The following is a 24,248-nucleotide window of genomic DNA, read 5'->3' on the forward strand; positions in this document are numbered from 1 at the left end:
AATATATAAATTATCATAGAGAGTTTTGATGATAATAAAGTTCTATCCCTTATCCGTAAAATGGATGAGGGATTTTATTATGAATAAAGCTTTATAAATTTTACTTTGCATGTTAAAGTTTGATATGCAACACATAAAAAACATGACAAACATCAATAAAATCAATAGGTTTAGAGATTTTGATAAAAAATTTTAAACCTATTTTTTTTTGATAATTCGCTAGAACTTAATAAATTCAAGTGTTCTAAACAATAAAAATTTGATATTATTAAAGTTGATATGCAACACTTTGGTATTCAAGAAAGGGTAAAAATGAAATTAAAAGATAGAATAGAAATGGAAATTAGATTAAGAGAAAATACTGGTATTAGAGAAATAGCAAGATTATTAAATGTTAATCCTTCAACAGTATCAAGGGAAATTAAAAAGAATAGAATGGTATGTAGAAATAAAAAAGTAATAGAATTAAATTATAGAGATAATGAGGAAATATTAGAAACACATCCATGTGAATTGCTAACTAAAAGCCCAAATGTCTGCAATGGATGTCCTAGATATATAAATAATCATTGCTACTATCACTATGTAATATACAATGCAGAACAAGCAGATAATAATTATCTTAAGTTAAAATCAGAAAGTAATTCTAAAATTAAAAATGAAGTAGTACAAATAGAGTTAAAAAAAGATATACAAAAACTGTTAAATTTAGGACAACCTATCTCACACATACATATATCATTAAAAGAAATATATAAAGACGACATGGTATCTATTCAAACAATATATGACTGGATAAGTAAAGGTATTGTTAAATATACTAAAAAGAAAATAAAGACTAGAGCAACTAATTTAAGTAAAGATAAAATAGAATATAAGAAAAGATTAGAGTTTTTAAAGAATAAGGAATTTCAAGATTTCGTAGAATATACTAAAGGCAAGAACTTAAATATAGTTGAAATGGATTTGGTATGTGGACCTTTAGGGAGTAATGGATACATACTAACAATATTTATTCCTAGAATACAGTTTTTAATGGCATATAAATTAAAATATAAAACGCCTTACGAAGTACTAAGAGTACTAGATGATATTGAAAATAAGATAGGGTATTCTATGTTTAAAAAGCTATTTGGAGTAATATTAACAGATAGGGGATCTGAGTTTTTAAAATTTAATGAAATAGAAATTAGCAAGAAAACTCTTAAAAATAGAACGAAAATATTTTACTGCGATGCAGGAACACCAACACAAAAACCATTTATAGAGAATATTCATAGATTATTAAGAAAAGTGTACCCAAAAGGTGTAAGTTTAGAGAATGTATCACAAGAAGATTTATACGAAGTAGTAAGTAATATAAATAGTTTAAAGAAAAAAGCATACAATAATAAAACCCCTAATGATATGTTTATTGAAACTTATAGTAAAACTTTACTATCAAAACTATCATTAAGGGCATATAATTGTGATGAAGTTGTTTTATTACCATTAAATACAACCTCTAAATAATTATAAACCAAATAATAAAAAATAACAATTAGAAAATCCCAAAGTGTTGCATATCAAACTTTAAAAGTATATAAAAAAAATACTAGGTGTTGCATATCAAACTTTAAAGTACAAAAATTTATATATGCATGTTAAAGTTTGATATGCAACACATAAAAAACATGACAAACATCAATAAAATCAATAGGTTTAGAGATTTTGATAAAAAATTTTAAACCTATTTTTTTTTGATAATTCGCTAGAACTTAATAAATTCAAGTGTTCTAAACAATAAAAATTTGATATTATTAAAGTTGATATGCAACACCCTTTTTTAAAGTTGATATGCAACACTTTGGTATTCAAGAAAGGGTAAAAATGAAATTAAAAGATAGAATAGAAATAGAAATTAGATTAAGAGAAAATACTGGTATTAGAGAAATAGCAAGATTATTAAATGTTAATCCTTCAACAGTATCAAGGGAAATTAAAAAGAATAGAATGGTATGTAGAAATAAAAAAGTAATAGAATTAAATTATAGAGATAATGAGGAAATATTAGAAACACATCCATGTGAATTGCTAACTAAAAGCCCAAATGTCTGCAATGGATGTCCTAGATATATAAATAATCATTGCTACTATCACTATGTAATATACAATGCAGAACAAGCAGATAATAATTATCTTAAGTTAAAATCAGAAAGTAATTCTAAAATTAAAAATGAAGTAGTACAAATAGAGTTAAAAAAAGATATACAAAAACTGTTAAATTTAGGACAACCTATCTCACACATACATATATCATTAAAAGAAATATATAAAGACGACATGGTATCTATTCAAACAATATATGACTGGATAAGTAAAGGTATTGTTAAATATACTAAAAAGAAAATAAAGACTAGAGCAACTAATTTAAGTAAAGATAAAATAGAATATAAGAAAAGATTAGAGTTTTTAAAGAATAAGGAATTTCAAGATTTCGTAGAATATACTAAAGGCAAGAACTTAAATATAGTTGAAATGGATTTGGTATGTGGACCTTTAGGGAGTAATGGATACATACTAACAATATTTATTCCTAGAATACAGTTTTTAATGGCATATAAATTAAAATATAAAACGCCTTACGAAGTACTAAGAGTACTAGATGATATTGAAAATAAGATAGGGTATTCTATGTTTAAAAAGCTATTTGGAGTAATATTAACAGATAGGGGATCTGAGTTTTTAAAATTTAATGAAATAGAAATTAGCAAGAAAACTCTTAAAAATAGAACGAAAATATTTTACTGCGATGCAGGAACACCAACACAAAAACCATTTATAGAGAATATTCATAGATTATTAAGAAAAGTGTACCCAAAAGGTGTAAGTTTAGAGAATGTATCACAAGAAGATTTATACGAAGTAGTAAGTAATATAAATAGTTTAAAGAAAAAAGCATACAATAATAAAACCCCTAATGATATGTTTATTGAAACTTATAGTAAAACTTTACTATCAAAACTATCATTAAGGGCATATAATTGTGATGAAGTTGTTTTATTACCATTAAATACAACCTCTAAATAATTATAAACCAAATAATAAAAAATAACAATTAGAAAATCCCAAAGTGTTGCATATCAAACTTTAAAAGTATATAAAAAAAATACTAGGTGTTGCATATCAAACTTTAAAGTACAAAAAAATCAAAAAAACTTGACAAAATGAGTTGTGGGGGGTATTATACATTTAAAGAGATTTTATCTATTAAAATTTATACAAATATTAATAGATATAATTAAATTATGTATAAAATGGGAGGATTTTATGAAATTAAAAATGATGTTGGTTGGGTTAGTTTTAGCAAGTGGTGTTGCTTCTTTTGCGGATGCAAATTTAGAGACTAAAAAATTACAATTGGTAACTAAATTAAGTTCTTTAAATATGCCAAGTTCTTTAAATAATGATATTATGTCTGCTAAGGATGATAATGAATTTGGTCTTGTTGAGAAAAAAGTTGTAGAAGAGGTTAATAAACAATTTTTAGATAGATATAAGAAATTTAAAAAAGCTAGATATGGTAAATTTCAAGGTTCTTTAATCAATTTAGAGGATGCATTTGATAGTTCTAAGGATCCTATAGTTACAATATATGATAAAAAATACAATTTATCAACTGTAGATGGAGCTATTGATTTAACTAATGTATTTTATAATAAAGCAAAGGGAGTAAATGCATTTGATAAAGAGACTGAAACTCTTTTTCCTAATAATGAAAAAGTAAAAGAAATAAAAACAAATACTAAAAAAATAGAAGAGATTATTGTAGGTGAAAAGGCAGCAATAACTTCATTGGATGAAATTAAATCACTGCCTGGTATAAGGGATGTTTATGATAATATAGAAAAAAAATCAATTGAAGGTGAAGAAGAAGATGCGATAGATACATATGATCCATTTGAAAACCAAGATGATCCATGTGAAAACCAAGATGATCCATGTGAAATCCAAATTGAAGCTTTTAATAAGTCAATGACAGATGAAGAAAAAAACAAAAGTGTATATAATGAAAAAAATGAAGAACAACTTCTAGAAAAAATTAAAGAAGGAAAAGCTATAGAAGAAAAAAATAGAGAAAAGAATGCAGAATATGATAATACATTAAAGGTAAAAGAAGGAGAGGTTGAACTTACAGAAGTTGTAAATTATGACTTTACTCTAAGAGAAGCTGATTTTGATGCTGAAGCGGTTGAAAAAAGAATTGTCATATCAGAAGGAAAAGCAATCCAACAAAATGAACAAATAAGAGTAGAATTAGAAAAAACAAATGCAGAAGTTGCTAAAAAAGCAGATAAAACTTATGTTGATGGAAGTTTAAAATCTTTAGGTGAAGCAACACAAAGAGGACTAGCAGAACAAGCAGCATTATCATCATTATTACAACCAGTAACAGCTGGTAAAGGAATGATAACAGCAGGATTTGGAGGACATAATAAGTCTGTAGCTGTTGCAGTAGGTTTAGGTTATAAATTTAATAATAAATTCTCTATAAGAGCAGGGCTTTCTACAAGCTTTAAATCAGTTTCATATAATGCCTCTTTAGGATATGAATTTTAATAATATATAAATTATCATAGAGAGTTTTGATGATAATAAAGTTCTATCCCTTATCCGTAAAATGGATGAGGGATTTTATTATGAATAAAGCTTTATAAATTTTACTTTGCATGTTAAAGTTTGATATGCAACACATAAAAAACATGACAAACATCAATAAAATCAATAGGTTTAGAGATTTTGATAAAAAATTTTAAACCTATTTTTTTTTGATAATTCGCTAGAACTTAATAAATTCAAGTGTTCTAAACAATAAAAATTTGATATTATTAAAGTTGATATGCAACACTTTGGTATTCAAGAAAGGGTAAAAATGAAATTAAAAGATAGAATAGAAATGGAAATTAGATTAAGAGAAAATACTGGTATTAGAGAAATAGCAAGATTATTAAATGTTAATCCTTCAACAGTATCAAGGGAAATTAAAAAGAATAGAATGGTATGTAGAAATAAAAAAGTAATAGAATTAAATTATAGAGATAATGAGGAAATATTAGAAACACATCCATGTGAATTGCTAACTAAAAGCCCAAATGTCTGCAATGGATGTCCTAGATATATAAATAATCATTGCTACTATCACTATGTAATATACAATGCAGAACAAGCAGATAATAATTATCTTAAGTTAAAATCAGAAAGTAATTCTAAAATTAAAAATGAAGTAGTACAAATAGAGTTAAAAAAAGATATACAAAAACTGTTAAATTTAGGACAACCTATCTCACACATACATATATCATTAAAAGAAATATATAAAGACGACATGGTATCTATTCAAACAATATATGACTGGATAAGTAAAGGTATTGTTAAATATACTAAAAAGAAAATAAAGACTAGAGCAACTAATTTAAGTAAAGATAAAATAGAATATAAGAAAAGATTAGAGTTTTTAAAGAATAAGGAATTTCAAGATTTCGTAGAATATACTAAAGGCAAGAACTTAAATATAGTTGAAATGGATTTGGTATGTGGACCTTTAGGGAGTAATGGATACATACTAACAATATTTATTCCTAGAATACAGTTTTTAATGGCATATAAATTAAAATATAAAACGCCTTACGAAGTACTAAGAGTACTAGATGATATTGAAAATAAGATAGGGTATTCTATGTTTAAAAAGCTATTTGGAGTAATATTAACAGATAGGGGATCTGAGTTTTTAAAATTTAATGAAATAGAAATTAGCAAGAAAACTCTTAAAAATAGAACGAAAATATTTTACTGCGATGCAGGAACACCAACACAAAAACCATTTATAGAGAATATTCATAGATTATTAAGAAAAGTGTACCCAAAAGGTGTAAGTTTAGAGAATGTATCACAAGAAGATTTATACGAAGTAGTAAGTAATATAAATAGTTTAAAGAAAAAAGCATACAATAATAAAACCCCTAATGATATGTTTATTGAAACTTATAGTAAAACTTTACTATCAAAACTATCATTAAGGGCATATAATTGTGATGAAGTTGTTTTATTACCATTAAATACAACCTCTAAATAATTATAAACCAAATAATAAAAAATAACAATTAGAAAATCCCAAAGTGTTGCATATCAAACTTTAAAAGTATATAAAAAAAATACTAGGTGTTGCATATCAAACTTTAAAGTACAAAAATTTATATAGATATTGACAGTTAAATATAATAAATAGTATAATTTTTATATTAAAAATAAAGGAGAGTAATGTTATGAAGATATTAATTAATCAAGTATTAGAAGTTTTAAATAAAAATATTGAAAAAACTTTTAATATAGAAATAGATAGTAATGATATACAAAATTCAACTAAAAAGGAGTTTGGAGATTTTCAATCAAATTTTGCAATGAAAAATGCAAAAGCGTTAGGAGATAATCCAAGAAATATAGCTAATAAACTAATTGAAAATTTTGATGGTGAAGATATTATTGAAAAAATAGAATTAGCAGGTCCAGGATTTTTAAATATTTTTGTTAAAGATAGTATTTTAAATGAAGACATAAAAAAAATGACAAAAGAAAATATTGAATATAATATAGATAGTAGTAAAATTGTAGCTATTGATTATTCATCACCAAATATAGCTAAAAGAATGCACGTAGGGCATTTAAGATCTACTATCATAGGAGATGCTTTAAAGAAAATATACCAAGAATTAGGATTTAAAGTATATGGAGATAACCATATAGGAGACTGGGGAACACAGTTTGGTAAACTAATAGTTGCATACAACAAATGGCTAGATAGAGAAAAATATGAAAAAGATCCAATAGGCGAATTAGAAAGACTGTATGTATTATTTGGTACTGAAGCTAAAAAAGATCCTAGCTTAGATGATTTAGCTCGTGAAGAATTAAGAAAAGTACAAATTGGAGATGAAGTTAACTTTGCTTTATGGAAAGAATTTATAACTTATTCAATGAAGGAATATAATAAAGTTTATGATAGATTAGGGATAAAGTTTGAATTAATAAACGGTGAATCTTTCTATAATGAAATGATGCCAGATGTACTAGAAGATATTACTAAAAAAGGTATTGCAAAATTAGATGATGGAGCATTAGTTGTGTTTTTTGATGAAAACGAATCTAACTTACCTCCATGTATAGTAAGAAAAAAAGATGGAAGCTTTTTATACTCAACATCAGATTTAGCTACAGTTAGATATAGAAAAAGAGATTTAGGTGTAGGTATTGGAATATATGTAGTTGATGAAAGACAAACAGGACACTTCAAACAAGTTTTTGAAATTTCAAGATTAATGGGTGGAGATTATGACTACGATAAAATTCATACTGCATTTGGTATAATGAGATTTGGTGATGGTGCAATCTTTAGCTCACGTGGTGGAAATGTAATTCACTTAATTGACTTATTAGATGAAGCAAAATCAGAAGTATTAAAAGTAATCGAAGAAAAAAATCCAGAATTAACTAAAGAAGAAAAAGAAGAAATAGCAGAAGTTGTAGGAGTAGGAGCTATTAAATACTTTGATTTAAGCCAAAATAGAACATCTCCAATAATGTTTACTTGGGATAAAGTACTAGCATTTGAAGGAAATACAGGACCATATTTCCAATATACTTATGTAAGAATACAATCATTAAAAAGAAAAGCAAAGGAAATGGGTATAGAGTTAAATGAAAATATAGATGTATTAACTAAAAATTCAATAGCTTCTGAAAGAGAATTAGTTGCAACTATGTTAAAATATCCATCAGCTGTAATTAAAGCATATGAAACTAATAAACCTAATGTAATTGCAGATTACATTTATGATTTAGCAAAACAATTTAATAGTTACTACAATAATGAAAAAATATTAGCTAATGAAGATAAAGAACAAATACTTAATAAGTTAGCATTATGCGATAAAGTAGGAGAAGTTCTTAAAAAAGGACTATCATTATTAGGAATAAATACAGTAGATAAAATGTAATAAAAAAGTAAGCCCTGGCTTACTTTTTTTCATATACTCTTTTTTCAAATTTTTCATGATTTACAACAAATCTTTCGTGAATTCCTTTTCCAATTATTTCATCATTAACTAAACATTCGACACTTAAAACAATTTTTTTGCCAGACACTTCTTTAATTTCAACATTACAAACAACCTCAGATAAAATGGGACTTGCTTTAATATGCTCTATATTTACTTTTATACCAACAGTAATTTCATCATTTTCTAAAAATTTTGCTATATAATCACTTGATGTTTTTTCCATAAAAGCAATCATTGCAGGTGTTGCATATACCCTAGCAAGTCCAGAACCATAGCTACTTGCTAAATCTTTTTCATTTACTATCATTTTATTAGTATATTTACTTCCAACTAAAATTTCTTTCATATATCCTCCTGAATTTAAAAAAGTCTGATACTTAACCAGACTAGATTTAACGATTTCAATTTATTTTATTTAAACTCGTTGTGTAAAGTTTAATATGTCTTAAAACTTCAATAGTATTATATACCAAAATTCAGATAAATGCAACTATGTTAAAAAAATAACTTTTAAAATTTGCTTTTTAATATTTTAGGGGTATAATTCTAATGATGGTAACATAAAGTTAACTATACAAGGAGGAAGAATTATGGTTATTGATGTTAGAAGTGAAATTATGCCACTTAAAAAGGTTTTATTACACAGACCAGGTAAAGAATTAGAAAATTTAACACCTGATACTTTGGAAAGATTATTATTTGATGACATTCCTTATCTAGAAGTTGCTCAAAAAGAGCATGATAGATTCGCTGAAATATTAAGAGAAAACGGAATAGAGGTTGTATATCTTGAAGATTTAGTAGCTGAAACACTAGACCAAGATGAAAACTTAAAAGTACAATTCTTAAAAGAATTTATTGATGAAGCAAATGTTAAAGTTGATGAAGAGAAAGAAGCCTTATTTAAACTTTATATGTCATATACTGATACTAAAGAAATGGTTTTAAAAACTATGGAAGGTGTTAAATACAATGAATTAGATCTACATTCGAATGACCTACTATCTCACTTAAGAGATTCTAGCGAATTAGTAGTAGACCCAATGCCTAATTTATACTTCACAAGAGACCCATTTGCATCAACTCAAGACGGTGCTATTTTAAATAGAATGTACTCTGTAACAAGAAACAGAGAAACTCTATATGCATACTACATATTCAACTACCATAAAGACTATAAAGGACAAATGAGTCTATTCTATGATAGAAAAAATCCTTTCCATATTGAAGGTGGAGATGTATTAAATATTAGTGATGAAATCTTAGCAATAGGAATTTCACAAAGAACTCAAGCTGGTGCAATTGACAAAGTTGCTAAAAATATGTTATTTAATAAAGAGCACTCTAATATAAAAACAATATTAGCATTTGATATACCAAATAACAGAGCAATGATGCACTTAGATACAGTATTTACTCAAATAGATTATGATAAATTCAGTGTTCACCCAGGAATTTTAGGAACACTTAGAGTATTTGAATTAACAAGAGATAATGATAGTATAAAAACTGTTGAAAAAGTAGGAACTTTAGAAGAAATTCTATCAGAATACTTAGGGAAAAAAGTTACTCTAATACCTTGTGGTGGTAATGATAGAATTGCTGCTGAAAGAGAACAATGGAATGATGGATCTAATACATTATGTATAGCTCCAGGAACAGTTGTAGTTTATGATAGAAATACAGTAACAAATAGATTAATGAGAGAGCATGGTATAAATGTTATAGAAATGCCAAGTGCTGAATTATCAAGAGGACGTGGAGGTCCTAGATGTATGTCAATGCCTCTTGTAAGAGAAAGAATTAAATAAATTAAACAAAAAGGAGAAGAACAAATGGCAAAAAATTTAGCTGGAAAAAGCTTTTTAAAATTATTAGATTTAACACCAGAACAAGTAAAAGATTTAATTAAATTATCACAACAATTTAAAGATATGAAAATGGCAGGGATACCACATAAATATCTTGAAGGTAAAAATATAGTATTATTATTTGAAAAAACATCAACTAGAACAAGATGTGCATTTGAAGTAGCAGGTATGGATTTAGGAATGGGAGTAACTTATCTAGATCCAGGTTCATCTCAAATGGGTAAAAAAGAATCAATAGCTGATACAGCTAGAGTTTTAGGAAGAATGTATGATGGTATAGAATATAGAGGATTTAGTCAAGAATTAGTAGAAGATTTAGCTAAGTACAGTGGTGTACCAGTATGGAATGGGTTAACTGATGATTTCCACCCAACACAAATGATAGCAGACATGTTAACAGTACAAGAAAACTTTGGAAAATTAAAAGGGCTAAACTTTACATTTATGGGAGATGCTAGAAATAACGTAGCAAATTCATTAATGGTTGTTTGTTCTCAATTAGGATTAAACTTTACAGCTTGTGGGCCAAAAGAATTAATGCCTAAAAAAGATTTAATAGAAAAATGTGAAGAAATTTGTAAAGTTACAGGAGCAACACTTAGATTTACTGAAAGCGTAGAAGAAGGTTGTAAAGATGCTGATGTAATTTACACTGATATATGGGTATCTATGGGAGAACCTGATTCAGTTTGGGCAGAAAGAATTAAATTATTAAGCCCTTACCAAGTAAATAAAAAAGCTATGTCATATGCGAAAGAAGAAGCAATATTCATGCACTGCTTACCTTCATTCCATGACTTAAAAACAACTATAGGTAAAGAAATATATGAAAAATTTGGTTTACCTGAAATGGAAGTTACAGACGAAGTATTTGAATCCCCTCAATCAAAAGTATTCGATGAAGCTGAAAACAGAATGCATACAATTAAAGCTGTAATGTATTCAACATTAAAATAGAATAAATGAAAAAAGAAAGAATAGTAATAGCCTTAGGAGGAAATGCTTTAGGAAAAGATCCTAAAGAACAATTAAGCTTAGTAAAGAAAACTGCTAAGGCTATTGTTTCTATGACTAAAGAGGGGTATGAAATAATAATTGGTCATGGAAATGGTCCTCAAGTTGGAATGATAAATTTAGCTATGGATTATGCTGCAAATGGAGATGTTAAAACTCCATATATGCCTTTTGCTGAATGTGGGGCTATGAGTCAAGGATATATAGGATATCACTTACAACAAGCTATAAGAGAAGAATTAAAAAAAGAAAATATAGATAAAGAAGTAGCTACTATTGTAACACAAGTTTTAGTTGATGAAAATGATAGTGCTTTTACTAATTTAACAAAACCTATTGGTATGTTTTATACTAAGGAAAAAGCTGAAGAATTAGCTAAAGAAAAAGGGCATACTTTTGTTGAAGATGCAGGACGTGGATACAGAAGAGTAGTAGCAAGTCCAAAACCTAAAAAAATAATTGAACTAAAAGTTGTTGAACAATTAGTAGACTGTGGATATATAGTTATAACAGTTGGTGGAGGAGGAATTCCTGTAATTGACACTAACGAAGGATTAAAAGGTGTTGACGCTGTTATAGATAAAGATAAATCATCTGCAAAACTAGCAGAAGATTTAAAAGCAGACAAGTTAGTAATACTAACTGCTGTTGATAAAGTAGCAATAAACTTTAATAAGCCAGATCAAAAAGATCTTGATGAAATGACATTAGAAGAAGCTAATAAATATATAGCTGAAAACCAATTTGCTAAAGGTTCTATGTTACCAAAAGTAGAAGCTTGTATGGATTATGTAAAAAATTCAGGTAAAGTTGCTATAATAACTTCACTTGATAATGCTTCATTAGCATTAACAGGCAAAACTGGTACAGTTATAAAAAAATAGAAAGAAGGATTTAATATGGGTGAAAAGAAAAAAAGACAATCACTATCAGCATTTTCAATTATTTTCTTAATAATAATAGTATTAGCGCTGATAACTAGAATTCCTATGGAAGGAGTAGTTCCAGCTGGAATTAGTGATGTATTTATGTCACCATTTAATGGATTTAAAGATGCAGTAGATGTCTGTGTGTTTGTATTATTCTTAGGTGGATTTTTAGGATTAGTAACAAAAACAGGTGCCTTAGATGCAGGAATTGCAGCTTTAGTTAAAAAATTAAAAGGTAGAGAACTAATATTAATACCTATACTTATGTTCTTATTCTCACTAGGTGGAACAACATATGGTATGGCAGAAGAAACAATAGCATTCTATGTATTAATTTGTGGAACAATGTATGCTGCAGGATTTGATACTATGGTTGGAGCTACTGTTATTTTACTAGGAGCAGGTGTTGGGGTTTTAGGATCAACTGTTAACCCATTTGCAACAGGTGTTGCAATATCAACATTCAAAGGAACTGGAATTGAAATCAATAACGGAACAGTAATGATTTTAGGAACAATACTTTGGTTAACTTCATACTTAGCAGCAACTTGGTATGTTATGAGATATGCTAAGAAAATAAAAGAAGATAAAGGATCAATATTCTTATCATTACAAGAAAAAGAAAATATGAAAAAAGAATTTGGGCATATAGATTTAGAAAATGTAGAATATACAACTAAACATAAGATTACATTATTAATATTTGCGTTTACATTTGTAATAATGATTTTATCACTTATTGTTTGGTCAGAATATGATATTCACTTCTTTGAATCATGGACAGCATTTCTAACAGGTGTACCTTTAGGTGAATGGTACTTTGGAGAACTTGCTTGTTGGTTTGTATTTATGGGTATAGTAATTGCTGTAGTTAATAACTTCAGTGAAAAAGAAACAGTAGATACATTTATGGCAGGATCTGCTGACTTATTATCAGTTGTATTAATAATAGCACTATCAAGAGGAGTTTATGTAATAATGAGTGCAACTCACTTAGATGCATTCTTATTAAATCATGCTGTATCTATGTTACAAGGATTACCTGGATATATATTTGCACCAGCTTCATATGTAGTATATATGGGATTAACATTCTTAATTCCATCAACTTCAGGATTAGCAGGAGCAACTATGCCAGTTATGGGACCTTTAGCACATGGTTTAGGATTTAGTCCAGAAGTAATGATAATGATATTCTCAGCAGCAAGTGGAATTATTAACTTAATAACTCCAACATCAGCTGTAGTTATGGGAGGACTTGCAACAGCAAGAGTAGAATACTCAACATATATTAAATGGGTAGCAAAACTATTAGGAATAATATTCATACTAAACGTTGTTATATTAACTATAGCAATAATGGTATTTTAGAATAAAAAGGTTAAGGTCCAGATTAAATTATCTAGGCTTTAATTTTTTTTAGTGGTATAATACTATCGGAGGTAGTAATATATGACAATAAAAGAAATTGCTAAAATTTCTGGTGTTAGTATAGCAACAGTATCTAGAGTAATAAACAATGATGAATCTTTTAGGGTTAGTGAGAAAACTCGTGAAAAGATTATGAAAAATATTAAAAAGTATGGGTATATAAAAAGAAATATAGGGACTAATATAAACAGGTTTAAAGTAGGAATAATAAAACTATTTGAAACAGAAATAGAATATAAAAATACATACTATAGTATGTTTTATTTAACTCTTGAAAATAGGTTAAAAGAAGAAAAAATTAAATATGAAATATTTTTTAAAAAGAAATTAAATAATCCTAAAACCCTAGAAGAATTAAAATTTTTAGATGCTATAATTATTGTAGGAGAAACTTCTGATAAATTTTTATTAAGTCTTTTAAAATACAATACTAATATATTATGTTTAGATAATGATATTAAAATAGACAGTGTTGATTCTATAAGCTTTGACTATAAGTTAAGTGTTAAAAAAGTAATAGACTATTTAATAAAACAAGGTCATAGCAATATTGCACTAATTACAGGTAAATATGATAAAAAAGACTTTAGAGCAAAGTATTTTGAAGAAATAACTAAAAAAAGAAAAAACTTAAAAAGAACTATTTTAAAAGTAGGAGAATTTAAAAAAGAATCAGGATATTTGTTAACTAAAGAATTATTGAAAAATAAGAAAAATATACCAACAGCAATATTTTGTGGTAATGATAATATAGCTTCTGGGGTATATAACGCAATATATGAATCTGGTAGAAAAATACCTGACGATATATCAGTAATAGGATTTAATGATAATAAAATATCAAAATTTTTAAATCCTCCACTTACGACTATAAGCATAAATATAGATAATATTATAGACATTGGAATAAAGCTATTAAAAGAAAAAATATATAATAAAAGAACTTTTACTTGTAAAGTTCTAGTTCAAACAGACTTGATAATTAGAAAAAGTATAAAAAAATTATAGACGCATTTGCGTCTATTTTTTAAAATCTATATCTTCTCTTTGGACTAAAGTTTTTTTTGTTTGATTAATAAAATCACCAATTCTCATTCCTATACCAAAATTTATTCCATTTTTATATTCCTTTGTACTTTTTATATATGAACCATCATAACTAATTTCTAGTAAAAATACCTTATAATGAAATCCTAGCCCTAATGAATAGTTAATACTCATTTTCTTATTATCTACACCTATTCCAAATTTATCTAAGATATATATAGTTTTTTCCTTTATATTATCATTTGATCTATAAAGATTAGTTTTATTTACAAAATATAAGGGGATAAACTTATTTGGATATTCATAAACTGTACCTAAACCAAATTCAAATGTTCCCTTGTTATATGGTATTGCTTCTACCGACAAAGTAAATTTGTCATAGGGCTTATATGAAATTATACCATCAACTTCCCATGCTAAACTTGAAAAAGAAAAGAATAAAAATATTATACTTAAATATTTTTTCAATTTTATCAACTCTTTTCTAATTAAAAAGGTTGCAAGCAAATTACCTGCAACCAACTTAATTTATCTTATTTTAAGTGTGTGAAGTTTAATAGAACACGTCTATTTCTATATCTTCCTTCTTTAGTTTCGTTAGTATCTATTGGGTTAGTTTCTCCTTCACCTTTTGTGCTAACTTCTATTCCTTTGTTTAATCCATATTCTTTTAATAAATTAGCTACAGCCATAGCTCTTTTTTCAGATAATTTTTGGTTGTATTGCATAGAACCTGTAGAATCAGCATGTCCTATTACTTCTAATTTACCACTGTTAAATCTATTTACTTCAGCTACTAAATTTTTAATAGAAGCTATTTCTTTATTTATAGGTTTTACAGAATCAACATTGTAACCAAATACATTGTATGTTCCTGATACTTCATTAACTTCTGGAGTAACTACTTCTTCTACTTTTTCAACTACTATTTCATCTTCAGCAGGAGTTACAACTTCAACTGGAACTACTACTTCTTCAACTACTGGAGCAACTACTTCTTCAACTACTGGAGCAACTACTTCTTCAACTACTGGAGCAACTACTTCTTCAACTACTGGAGCAACTACTTCTTCTTTAACCATAGGAGCTTTTTTGAACAGCTTATCAAATTTGTATCCTAAGCTAATACCAAATTTGTGTTGTAATTTTTGGTTATCTTCTTCTTCTTTTGGAATAAATGCACCATCGTATAATAATTCACCTATAAAGTTTTTGTATTCAAATCCAAGACCTGCTGCATAGTATAATCCTGCCATGAATTTAGCATTCTTTTCTATTTCTTCAATTTTTTTGTTAGCCTTTTTAATTATTTTTTCACTACGTTGTTTAGCCTCTTCGCCTATACCATCTGGAAGTTCCATAGATGCAACTGTATGGAATTGTCTCTTGTATGCAGCTCCTCCAAATCTATTTACTAAATAAACTGTAGCATCATTTTTTTTGTATATATCGAAGTGTGATACTGCATAAACTGGGATAATATATTTTTTCTCAGTAAGGTCAAAATTAAATTTATCCCCTGAATGTTCTAATGAAGCTTTAAATGAATTTTCCATAGCTAATGATTTTTCACCAAAGTTATATTCTATACCGAATCCTAAATCTACTTTTTTATTAGTATAAGGGAAAACTTCAGCTCCTATTTTAAATCCTCTTCCATCTCTTGTACCTTCTATTGAAGTTGGAATTCCTTGTTCATTTTTAACAACTTTATTATCAGCAAAGTTAAATTGCCCTGATTTGTTGTGATTTCTTAAGAAATCATACCCTACTTTTACGTTTGCTTCTAAAGCGAATACATTTAAACTTGCAAATGCTAAAGCTAATAGTGTTATTTTCTTTTTCATATATTTTCTCTCCTTCAAAAATTATCTTTTTTATATTTTACCTTAAATAGAATAAAAAAACAATAAAAAAATGATAAATTTATAGATTTTTTTCTAATAAAGTCTCAACTTTAACCTTTTTTATCCTATAATCTCCAAATCTAATCCCAAAACCTATACCAATTTTATGTTTTAAGTCACCCTTTTTTAAATATGCACCCTCATAAATAAGTGATACATTAAATACCTCGTATAAAAATGTTAAACCAGTTGAATAATAAAATTTGGGCTTTGAATCATAAATAACTCCCCCAATTCTATTTGCTAAACTAAAAGATGTATTATTACTACTAGACTTATATAATTTAATTCTATTTGATAGATAAATTGGTATAAAGCCTTTGTTATAAACCCCGTAGTCAACTCCTAATCCCAAATCAACTATTCCTTTGTTGTATGGTATGTATTCAAGAGATAGACTAGCTCCTTTATCATTTAAGTTATGAATAGTTTTTACATCAATTTCCCATGCAAAAACACAAGGAGTTAATATTAAACAAAAAATTAGTAGATAAATTCTATTTTTAATATTTTGTATAGTTATATATATTTCCTCCTTTTCAATCTTTTAACTTATTGTATAATAAAACATATTAAAAATCAATTAAAAATATGGTATAATAGAAATAAAAAATAAATAAATTAAAGAAAGAAAAGAGATATAATGAAAAAAAGAGTGGTTTTAGGAATGTCAGGTGGAGTGGACTCATCTGTTGCTGCAATACTTTTACAAAAACAAGGGTATGAAGTAATAGGGGTTTTCATGAAAAACTGGGAAGAAAAAGATGAAAATGGAGTGTGTACAAGTGAAAAAGACTATAGCGATGCATTTAGTGTTGCAAATAAGTTAGGTATTCCATTTTATGCAGTAAATTTTTCAAAAGAATATTATGATAGAGTTTTTAGCTATTTTCTAAGTGAGTACAAAAAAGGTAGAACACCTAATCCTGATGTAATGTGTAATAAGGAAATAAAATTCAAGGCATTTTTAGATTATGCAATGAGTCTTGGGGCTGATTATGTAGCAACAGGGCACTATGCAAAAGTAATACATACAGAAAATGGAGCTTTACTACTAAGAGGTATTGATGATAATAAAGATCAATCATACTTTTTATCAAAATTAAACGAAAAGCAATTACAAAAATCTCTATTTCCATTAGGGGACTACGAGAAAACGAAAATACGTGAAATAGCACATGAATATGATTTGATAACAGCTAATAAAAAAGATAGCACTGGTATTTGCTTTATAGGTGAGAGAAACTTCAAAGAATTTTTAAGTAATTACCTACCTAATAAACCAGGAGATATAGTTGATAATAGTGGGAAAGTTTTAGGTAAGCATGATGGACTTATGTACTACACTATAGGTCAAAGAAAAGGTTTAGGTATAGGAAATACAAAAGATGGAAATGGTAAGCCTTGGTTTGTAGCTAAAAAAGATTTAGAAAATAATAAATTAATAGTATCACAAGGTGATACGGATATACTTTATTCAGACGCTTTAATAACTTATGACTTTGATGTAATAAATGAAGAGATTGTAAGTTTTCCATTAAGATGTACTGTTAAATTTAGATATCGTCAAGATGATGTAAGTGCTACAATAATAAAGGAGAATGATTATCATAAGGTAATATTTGACAAAAAACAAAAAGCGGTTACAGAAGGGCAAATAGTTGTTGCATATTTAGGGAATATTTGTATAGGAGCAGGAGCTATTGATAAAGTAATAAAGGGAGAATAGCAATGTTTAGTTTTTTTAAAAAGAAAAAAAAGGATTCAGAAATTGTTGAAAAAGAATATATAGTAGTAGTTGATGAAGATGGTAAGGCTATAGAATTAGAAAAGTATAAGTGGTTTAATGAAAATTTTAAACCTTATATAGAGAAAAATAAGTTAGATAGCTTAAAAGTGTCAGATATGATAGGAGTTGCAATAAACTATAACGTAAAAGAGGTTATAGACTATGCAATAGAAGAATACGATAGAAATCCAAATATAAATAACTTAAATAATTTATTTAAAGCTTATGAAATAAATAATTTAAATGAAGAAGCTATTAAACTTTACGAAGAAACTGCAAAAGAAGGTTTAACAAGCTATATGTATTATGATTTAGCTATTTTAAAAGAAAAAATGAATAAAGATGATATAGATGCACTGAAATATTTACATCTATCTTTTGGAATGAATAATGATAGTGAAAAAACAATAGATAAACTAATATCTTATCTAAAAGAAAGACACGATATGGATAAGGTATATAACTTATTAAAAGACTTAAATAATCATTCACATTCTTGGTACTTATCAAAAGAGTTAGCTAAGATGCAATTTTTAATGAAAAAAGATAATGAAGCTATAGAAAGTGTTGTAAAAGCTATAGGTTTATCTAAAAAAAATGAGAAGAAAATGTATGAATTAGCTAAAATATTGCTAGATAACAAAAAACATATTGAAATAGAAAACTATATTTTATCTGTATATGATAATAAAATAGAGAATCTTAAATTTAAAAATATCAAAGAATTTAATAATATAGTCCTAGAATATTTTTATGTAGTAAAAGAATATGAAAAAGCTATTGAATATCTAAAAGAGCTATATAAAGACGGAATATATATAAAAAATTTTGTAAGAGCTGAAAAACTTATTCTAAGTAAAAAAATTGAAGAAAAAGACTATATAAGGTCAGCTAAGATTAAAAGCGCAACTGATGATAAGTCGAATAATAAGGTGAAAGCATTAGATACACCAATATTTTATAAGCAATTAGAACTAAAAAAAGAAGAAAAAAATGGAGTTAATATTTCAATATTCCCAATAGTTAGTGAAGAAGTTGTAGGAGAATATAAAGAGGAAATAAAAAATATATTAAAAGCAAGTTCGTCATACATATTTGATATACTTTATACTCATTCAGATGCTAATATTAAAAATGCTTTTATGTATAATAGTTTAGGGCCATATGTAAAAATAGCAGGCTATACTAAAGAGTATTTTAGTAAAATTAAAGAAACTAATGAAAATTTAGACTATATCATATCTGCTAGTATAAGTGATGTAAAGGACTATAATTTCATAATAGAATTTTTCCTATATGATTTTTCAAGAGAAGAAAGTATAAGTTTACTAAAAAGAGAAACAAGTGTTGCAAATTATAAGAATGTAATAATGGAGTTAGTAAAAGAAATACTACCTAAAATGCTTGAGATAAAAATAGAGGATATAAAAGAAGAAGATGTCGATTTTATCAATATATATGAAGAATATTTAGAGATTTTTCTAAATATAAATAATGAAAATAAAAATAAGATATATACAATAGATAATGTAATAAAAAATCTATTATCAGCACCTAGTAAATATAAATTAAATTTAGTCATATCAATAATGTTAATTAATACAAATTACGCAAGTTATATTAACGAAAAATATAGAAATGAAATTAATCAAATAATTGAAAAAAACTTTGATAAAAAAGATTTTGAATTAAATTTAGAAAAAATTTATGGAGAAGCAGATGATAATGTCAAATAAAAAAATAGATGTTTTGGTACTAATACTATTTATAACTATGCTTTTAGTAAAAGAGTTATCTTTATTTGTTAATATAAGTCTAAACTTTTTAATATACATAACTGTTATATTATCCTTATTAAGAGCAATATATTTTCTAAAATTTTTAAAAATTAATTTTACAAGTAGTAGTTTAGTTTTAGTTTGTTTTTTAATGTATGGTATTTTACATAGTAGTAACTATTATTCAGATTTAACATTAGATAAATATTTTGTAGTATTTACACTATTAAATTTAATAAACATACTAAACTTCATATATGGTCTTTTTACTGTAAATAGTAAGTATATTGTAATTTTAACTATATATATTGTAATATCTATTCTTATGACAATAGAATATATTCCATATATATGCTACTCACTAGAAATTTTAGCAAGTTTAATATTTCTAGTAATATATGAGTTTACAAATAGAAAAGAGGATTAAAATGATAAAAGAAGATTTAGCAAATATATTAGATAATATAATAGAGCAAAAAAAGTTTAGTAATATAGAAATGAACTATCTTTTTACACTAAGGAATTATTCGTTAAAAGAAAGAGCATTTATAAAAAATATACTAAATCTAACTATAAAAAACTTAATATACATAGACTATATTATAGACAGTATTACTAAAAAAATAAGCAAAAGAAAAACAAGACAAATTTTAAGAATGTCTATCTGTCAAATGTATTTTACAGAAGCTGATATTAAAGGTGTAATATATGAAGCAAACGAGGTAGCAAAAAAAATAAATGTTGAACAAGGAAAGTTTGTAAACGCAGTTTTAAGAAAAGTTGTTAGCAAAAAAGAGCTTATTGATAAAAAAATAGAAGAAGACAACTTAGAGTATATAAAGTTATCATATCCTAAATGGATATATGAAAAGTTTTTAATAGATTTTGAAAATGGATATGATATGTTAAAAAGCTTAAAAGATAGATCGTATTTATCTATAAGAGTTAATAAAAAAAGTATAAGTATAGAGAACTTTTTAAAAAAAGTAGAAAAACTAGATACAAATATCTTATTTAGAGTTGATGATGTCTTTTATTTTGATAACTATAACGTATTAGAATCGAATGAATTTAATGAAAATGATTTAATAATTCAAGATGCAAGTTCATATCTAGTAGCTAAGAATATGAAATTAAAAAATACAGATGTTGTATTAGATGCTTGTAGTGCTCCTGGTGGTAAGAGTTTAGCAATTTTAAACATGTATGATATAGAAAAGTTAATAGCTTGCGATATATATGAACATAAAATAGATAAATTAAATGAACTAAAAGAAAAGTATAAGTTAGATAACATGTTAGTATTAAATAAAGATGCCACAAATCCTAATAATTTCATGAAAGAGTATTTTGACTCTATTTTACTAGATGTTCCATGTAGTGGCTTTGGTGTTCTAAAAAGAAAACCAGAGAAAATATATAACATTACAAACAATAATATTAAAACATTAAAAAAATTACAAAAAAATATTTTTGATGCAAATATACTTTTTTTAAAAAAAGGTGGAAGCTTAATATATAGCACTTGTACTTTAACCAAAAATGAAAACACAAATAACGCTAAATATTTTTTAGAAAAATATAAGGACTTAAAGGTAGAAAAACTAGACATACCAGAAAATGTTAAATGTGTTTTTGATGAGTTTGGAGGAGTGTATATAGATCCGTCAAATGGTTTTTTAGATGGGTTTTATATGATAAAATTTAAAAAGGAATAATATGAAACAAAAAATTGAAAAAGAGATTGAAAACGTATTAAATCTTTTAAAAGAGCATGGCCAAATATATGTAGTAGGAGGCTTTATTAGGGATAAAATATTAGGGATAAAATCAAATGATGTTGATATGATAACAGATATAAAATTTGAGGATTTGAAGGAGATTTTATCTAAATATTCACCAACAGTACATAATGAAAGGTATCAACTAATTAAATTTAAGTATAACGATTTTAGGTTTGAAATAGCTAGATTAAGAGAAGATATAGGGATTTTAGATGGTAGAAATCCTGTTAGAATAAATTTTGTAAAAGATTTAAAAATAGATGTTAAAAGAAGAGATTTTACAATAAATGCTATTGCATATGATGGAGAAAATATAATTGACTTATTAGGTGGCTTAAATGATATTAAATTAGAACGTATAAAAATAATAGGAGATACAAAAAAAAGATTATTAGAAGATAAACTAAGAATATTAAGAGCATTTAAGTTTATGGCAAAACTAAATTTTGATTTTGACGAACAATTAGAACTTGTAATTTCAAATTTATCAAATGATAGTGAACTTTTTTCAAACTTTTCAAAGGAAAGACTATTGGTAGAATTTAATAGTATAATAAGCCAAAAGTACAGCTATAAGGCTATAAAAAAGATGTACGATTTAAATATTTTAAAATATTTTATACCAGAATATGACAATAGAAGCTATGATAAAGAAACTTTTTATAAACTAATAAAAATGTATAAAGCAATGACTTTAAAGTATAAGGTCATAGACATTTTAATGGCATATGCACTACTTTTTTCATTTTCAGGTAAAAAAGAAAGTAATTTTAATGAAAAAAATTATGAAGTCACAAGCACGCATATATTTGAAAAGTTTGCAAATAGATTTAAGTTCAAGAAAAAAGAGATACTATATATTAATAATCTAATATATTATCATAATATTATACATAAAAACCCGAGTCTTAGAATGTTAAAAAGGATGTTACTTGATTTGGTAAATAATAATATGGTATGTAGACTCATAAATATGACAAAAATAATGTATGAGTGGGAATTTGAAAATGATACGATAAATAAGATACTATACAATATACAAAGACTTTATTTATTAGAAGAACCAGTGTTTTTGTTAGATTTAGATATAATAAGTATGGACTTATATAACCTAAATATAGAAAGTAGAAAGTTTTTAGATATAAAAAAAGATATATTTAGTGATGTTTTATCAGGAATAATACCAAATACCAAAGATGCAATATTAAAAAGAATTATAGAAAAAAATCATTTAAAAATAAACTTATTAGAGGAATATTGTAGTGGTGCAGTTGTATATAGAAAAATAAATAATAAATATGAATTTTTAATAATAAAAGGTTCAAATAAAGGCGGATATGGATTTTCAAAAGGTCATATAGAAAAAAATGAAAGAAAAATAGACGCAGCAATAAGAGAAGTAAAGGAGGAAACAAATATAGACATAAGTCTTGTAGATGTCAAAAAATTTCATCAATATTTAAGATACGTAATTAGTCCTAATATATATAAAGAGGTAAATATATATCTTGCTAAGGCAATAAATTATGATATAAAAATTGATGAGAATGAGTTAGATGAAGCAATGTGGATAAGTTATGAAAAAGCACTAGATATTCTAACTTACTCATATCAAAGAGAGATATTAAAAAAGGCTATGCTATATATATACGAAGATGAGAGATAATATTTTTGTTGGATTAGTACATTATCCAGTATACAATAAAAATGCAGAAGTTGTCGCAACTTCTGTTACAAACTTTGATATACATGATATATCAAGAGCTTGTAGAACATATGATATAAATAAATACTTTATTATCACACCAGTAGAATCACAAATTGAGCTTACAAACAGAATAATAGGTTTCTGGAAAGAAGGAGACGGTATTGGGTTTAATAAAGATAGAAATGATGCTTTTTTAAATACTTATGTAGTAGAAAGTATTGAAAAAGCAATTGATAGAATAAAAGATGAAACAGGTAAAACACCTATAATATTGACAACATCAGCAAGACATTTTGATAACTCTATAAGTTATGAAAATATGTCTAAGATGATATTTGAAAAAAATGAACCAGTTTTACTTCTTTTTGGAACAGGATTTGGGCTAACAGATGAAATAATGGATATGTCAACATATATATTAGATCCAATAAGAGCTAATACAAGATATAACCACTTATCTGTAAGATCTGCAGTTAGTATAATTTTAGATAGGTTATTGGGGGAAAAATAATGGTATCAATAGTAGTAATAACTCATAGTAGAGCATTAGGAGATGAATTAATAAAGTTTTCAGAAATTTTTAAAACATCGGAATTTAGTATAGAAAACGGGACAGATAAAAATCTAGATTTTGGAACTAATATAGATTATGTAGAAAGTAAAATTAAAAAAGTCGATGACGGATCAGGAGTTTTAATTTTTGTAGATTTAGGAAGTTCTATTGATATTGCATATAAGGTGAAAGAAAAATTATCAAAAGAGCATAAAATAGAAGTGTCAACTTCGCCTATTTTAGAAGGATTAATAACAGCTGTAGCTGCAAATGATGAAGATGTTGATTTAAAAGAATTAAAAAAATTAGCAGAAGATAGCATAAATTTTAGAAAGGCAAAATAG

General features: G+C 26.1%; 21 protein-coding genes. 17 read left to right on the forward strand and 4 right to left on the reverse strand.

Annotation, left to right across the window (positions count from 1 at the left end):
- The first annotated feature begins 279 nt into the window (after positions 1 to 279).
- The 5 genes from OMES3154_RS01580 to argS all read left to right on the forward strand — a co-directional run bounded on the left by OMES3154_RS01580 (position 280) and on the right by argS (position 8,030).
- Positions 280 to 1,512 (forward strand): IS30 family transposase, encoded by a 1,233-nt coding sequence (locus OMES3154_RS01580; protein ID WP_156683069.1) that lies wholly within the window; start codon positions 280 to 282, stop codon positions 1,510 to 1,512.
- A 324-nt stretch (positions 1,513 to 1,836) separates the two neighbouring features.
- A complete protein-coding gene (locus OMES3154_RS01585) occupies positions 1,837 to 3,069 on the forward strand; it encodes an IS30 family transposase (RefSeq protein ID WP_156683029.1) in 1,233 nt (410 codons plus the stop codon).
- A 240-nt stretch (positions 3,070 to 3,309) separates the two neighbouring features.
- Positions 3,310 to 4,599 carry a YadA C-terminal domain-containing protein gene (locus OMES3154_RS01590; RefSeq protein WP_156683068.1) on the forward strand — a complete coding sequence of 430 codons (1,290 nt, stop codon included), beginning with the start codon at positions 3,310 to 3,312 and terminating at the stop codon, positions 4,597 to 4,599.
- 280 nt (positions 4,600 to 4,879) lie between these two features.
- Positions 4,880 to 6,112, forward strand: a complete 1,233-nt coding sequence (locus tag OMES3154_RS01595) for an IS30 family transposase (protein ID WP_156683069.1) — start codon at positions 4,880 to 4,882, stop codon at positions 6,110 to 6,112.
- 190 nt (positions 6,113 to 6,302) lie between these two features.
- On the forward strand, positions 6,303 to 8,030 hold the full coding sequence (gene argS / locus OMES3154_RS01600) for an arginine--tRNA ligase (protein ID WP_156683070.1): 1,728 nt from the start codon (positions 6,303 to 6,305) through the stop codon (positions 8,028 to 8,030).
- Positions 8,031 to 8,049: 19 nt separating this feature from the next.
- Here argS and OMES3154_RS01605 read toward each other — a convergent pair whose 3' ends face one another.
- On the reverse strand, positions 8,050 to 8,439 hold the full coding sequence (locus OMES3154_RS01605) for a thioesterase family protein (RefSeq protein ID WP_156683071.1): 390 nt from the start codon (positions 8,437 to 8,439) through the stop codon (positions 8,050 to 8,052).
- Positions 8,440 to 8,683: 244 nt separating this feature from the next.
- Here OMES3154_RS01605 and arcA point away from each other — a divergent pair, with 244 nt between their 5' ends.
- From arcA to OMES3154_RS01630, 5 genes are all read left to right on the forward strand, one after another.
- Positions 8,684 to 9,904 (forward strand): arginine deiminase, encoded by a 1,221-nt coding sequence (gene arcA / locus OMES3154_RS01610; protein ID WP_197271459.1) that lies wholly within the window; start codon positions 8,684 to 8,686, stop codon positions 9,902 to 9,904.
- Positions 9,905 to 9,928: 24 nt separating this feature from the next.
- On the forward strand, positions 9,929 to 10,921 hold the full coding sequence (gene argF, locus OMES3154_RS01615; protein WP_156683073.1) for an ornithine carbamoyltransferase: 993 nt from the start codon (positions 9,929 to 9,931) through the stop codon (positions 10,919 to 10,921).
- A gap of 5 nt (positions 10,922 to 10,926) precedes the next feature.
- Positions 10,927 to 11,862, forward strand: coding sequence for a carbamate kinase (gene arcC, locus OMES3154_RS01620; protein WP_156683074.1), 936 nt, complete (start codon positions 10,927 to 10,929; stop codon positions 11,860 to 11,862).
- 15 nt (positions 11,863 to 11,877) lie between these two features.
- A complete protein-coding gene (locus OMES3154_RS01625; RefSeq protein WP_156683075.1) occupies positions 11,878 to 13,278 on the forward strand; it encodes a YfcC family protein in 1,401 nt (466 codons plus the stop codon).
- 81 nt (positions 13,279 to 13,359) lie between these two features.
- Positions 13,360 to 14,346 (forward strand): LacI family DNA-binding transcriptional regulator, encoded by a 987-nt coding sequence (locus tag OMES3154_RS01630; RefSeq protein ID WP_156683076.1) that lies wholly within the window; start codon positions 13,360 to 13,362, stop codon positions 14,344 to 14,346.
- Between the two features lie 12 nt (positions 14,347 to 14,358).
- Here the strand turns inward: OMES3154_RS01630 and OMES3154_RS01635 are convergent, their stop codons facing one another.
- The 3 genes from OMES3154_RS01635 to OMES3154_RS01645 all read right to left on the reverse strand — a co-directional run bounded on the left by OMES3154_RS01635 (position 14,359) and on the right by OMES3154_RS01645 (position 16,647).
- The gene (locus tag OMES3154_RS01635; RefSeq protein WP_156683077.1) at positions 14,359 to 14,853 is read right to left on the reverse strand and encodes a hypothetical protein; all 495 of its coding nucleotides are present in this window, start codon (positions 14,851 to 14,853) and stop codon (positions 14,359 to 14,361) included.
- 65 nt (positions 14,854 to 14,918) lie between these two features.
- Complete coding sequence (locus OMES3154_RS01640) at positions 14,919 to 16,232, reverse strand: OmpA family protein (RefSeq protein WP_197271460.1); 1,314 nt, start codon at positions 16,230 to 16,232, stop codon at positions 14,919 to 14,921.
- Positions 16,233 to 16,311: 79 nt separating this feature from the next.
- Entirely contained in the window at positions 16,312 to 16,647 is a 336-nt protein-coding gene (locus tag OMES3154_RS01645) for a hypothetical protein (RefSeq protein ID WP_156683078.1), read from the reverse strand.
- 288 nt (positions 16,648 to 16,935) lie between these two features.
- Between OMES3154_RS01645 and mnmA the strand changes: the two genes are divergently transcribed.
- From mnmA to OMES3154_RS01680, 7 genes are read left to right on the forward strand one after another with little or no spacing between them, the layout of a single operon-like run.
- On the forward strand, positions 16,936 to 18,021 hold the full coding sequence (gene mnmA / locus OMES3154_RS01650) for a tRNA 2-thiouridine(34) synthase MnmA (RefSeq protein WP_156683079.1): 1,086 nt from the start codon (positions 16,936 to 16,938) through the stop codon (positions 18,019 to 18,021).
- A gap of 2 nt (positions 18,022 to 18,023) precedes the next feature.
- Complete coding sequence (locus tag OMES3154_RS01655; protein WP_156683080.1) at positions 18,024 to 19,817, forward strand: tetratricopeptide repeat protein; 1,794 nt, start codon at positions 18,024 to 18,026, stop codon at positions 19,815 to 19,817.
- Positions 19,801 to 20,286 carry a hypothetical protein gene (locus OMES3154_RS01660; protein ID WP_156683081.1) on the forward strand — a complete coding sequence of 162 codons (486 nt, stop codon included), beginning with the start codon at positions 19,801 to 19,803 and terminating at the stop codon, positions 20,284 to 20,286. The genes OMES3154_RS01655 and OMES3154_RS01660 overlap by 17 nt, the downstream gene beginning before the upstream one ends.
- A gap of 1 nt (position 20,287) precedes the next feature.
- Positions 20,288 to 21,577: a 16S rRNA (cytosine(967)-C(5))-methyltransferase RsmB gene (rsmB, locus tag OMES3154_RS01665; RefSeq protein ID WP_231679244.1), complete on the forward strand. Its 1,290-nt coding sequence runs from the start codon at positions 20,288 to 20,290 to the stop codon at positions 21,575 to 21,577.
- A 1-nt stretch (position 21,578) separates the two neighbouring features.
- Positions 21,579 to 23,309 (forward strand): NUDIX domain-containing protein, encoded by a 1,731-nt coding sequence (locus OMES3154_RS01670; protein ID WP_156683083.1) that lies wholly within the window; start codon positions 21,579 to 21,581, stop codon positions 23,307 to 23,309.
- Positions 23,299 to 23,862, forward strand: coding sequence for an RNA methyltransferase (locus tag OMES3154_RS01675; RefSeq protein WP_156683084.1), 564 nt, complete (start codon positions 23,299 to 23,301; stop codon positions 23,860 to 23,862). The genes OMES3154_RS01670 and OMES3154_RS01675 overlap by 11 nt, the downstream gene beginning before the upstream one ends.
- The gene (locus OMES3154_RS01680) at positions 23,862 to 24,248 is read left to right on the forward strand and encodes a PTS-dependent dihydroxyacetone kinase phosphotransferase subunit DhaM (protein WP_156683085.1); all 387 of its coding nucleotides are present in this window, start codon (positions 23,862 to 23,864) and stop codon (positions 24,246 to 24,248) included. Before OMES3154_RS01675 ends, OMES3154_RS01680 begins: the two co-directional genes overlap by 1 nt.

Origin of the sequence: Oceanivirga miroungae, from assembly GCF_902505095.1 — a bacterium.
GTDB classification, from domain to species: Bacteria; Fusobacteriota; Fusobacteriia; order Fusobacteriales; family Leptotrichiaceae; genus Oceanivirga; species Oceanivirga miroungae.

Excerpts from the sequence above, each read along its gene's own strand:
- OMES3154_RS01580 (WP_156683069.1), top strand. The coding sequence starts at position 280 with ATGCAACACTTTGGTATTCAAGAAAGGGTAAAAATGAAATTAAAAGAT.
- OMES3154_RS01585 (WP_156683029.1), top strand. The coding sequence starts at position 1,837 with ATGCAACACTTTGGTATTCAAGAAAGGGTAAAAATGAAATTAAAAGAT.
- OMES3154_RS01590 (WP_156683068.1), top strand. The coding sequence starts at position 3,310 with ATGAAATTAAAAATGATGTTGGTTGGGTTAGTTTTAGCAAGTGGTGTT.
- OMES3154_RS01595 (WP_156683069.1), top strand. The coding sequence starts at position 4,880 with ATGCAACACTTTGGTATTCAAGAAAGGGTAAAAATGAAATTAAAAGAT.
- argS (WP_156683070.1), top strand. The coding sequence starts at position 6,303 with ATGAAGATATTAATTAATCAAGTATTAGAAGTTTTAAATAAAAATATT.
- OMES3154_RS01605 (WP_156683071.1), bottom strand. The coding sequence starts at position 8,439 with ATGAAAGAAATTTTAGTTGGAAGTAAATATACTAATAAAATGATAGTA.
- arcA (WP_197271459.1), top strand. The coding sequence starts at position 8,684 with ATGGTTATTGATGTTAGAAGTGAAATTATGCCACTTAAAAAGGTTTTA.
- argF (WP_156683073.1), top strand. The coding sequence starts at position 9,929 with ATGGCAAAAAATTTAGCTGGAAAAAGCTTTTTAAAATTATTAGATTTA.
- arcC (WP_156683074.1), top strand. The coding sequence starts at position 10,927 with ATGAAAAAAGAAAGAATAGTAATAGCCTTAGGAGGAAATGCTTTAGGA.
- OMES3154_RS01625 (WP_156683075.1), top strand. The coding sequence starts at position 11,878 with ATGGGTGAAAAGAAAAAAAGACAATCACTATCAGCATTTTCAATTATT.
- OMES3154_RS01630 (WP_156683076.1), top strand. The coding sequence starts at position 13,360 with ATGACAATAAAAGAAATTGCTAAAATTTCTGGTGTTAGTATAGCAACA.
- OMES3154_RS01640 (WP_197271460.1), bottom strand. The coding sequence starts at position 16,232 with ATGAAAAAGAAAATAACACTATTAGCTTTAGCATTTGCAAGTTTAAAT.
- mnmA (WP_156683079.1), top strand. The coding sequence starts at position 16,936 with ATGAAAAAAAGAGTGGTTTTAGGAATGTCAGGTGGAGTGGACTCATCT.
- OMES3154_RS01655 (WP_156683080.1), top strand. The coding sequence starts at position 18,024 with ATGTTTAGTTTTTTTAAAAAGAAAAAAAAGGATTCAGAAATTGTTGAA.
- OMES3154_RS01660 (WP_156683081.1), top strand. The coding sequence starts at position 19,801 with ATGATAATGTCAAATAAAAAAATAGATGTTTTGGTACTAATACTATTT.
- rsmB (WP_231679244.1), top strand. The coding sequence starts at position 20,288 with ATGATAAAAGAAGATTTAGCAAATATATTAGATAATATAATAGAGCAA.
- OMES3154_RS01670 (WP_156683083.1), top strand. The coding sequence starts at position 21,579 with ATGAAACAAAAAATTGAAAAAGAGATTGAAAACGTATTAAATCTTTTA.
- OMES3154_RS01675 (WP_156683084.1), top strand. The coding sequence starts at position 23,299 with ATGAGAGATAATATTTTTGTTGGATTAGTACATTATCCAGTATACAAT.
- OMES3154_RS01680 (WP_156683085.1), top strand. The coding sequence starts at position 23,862 with ATGGTATCAATAGTAGTAATAACTCATAGTAGAGCATTAGGAGATGAA.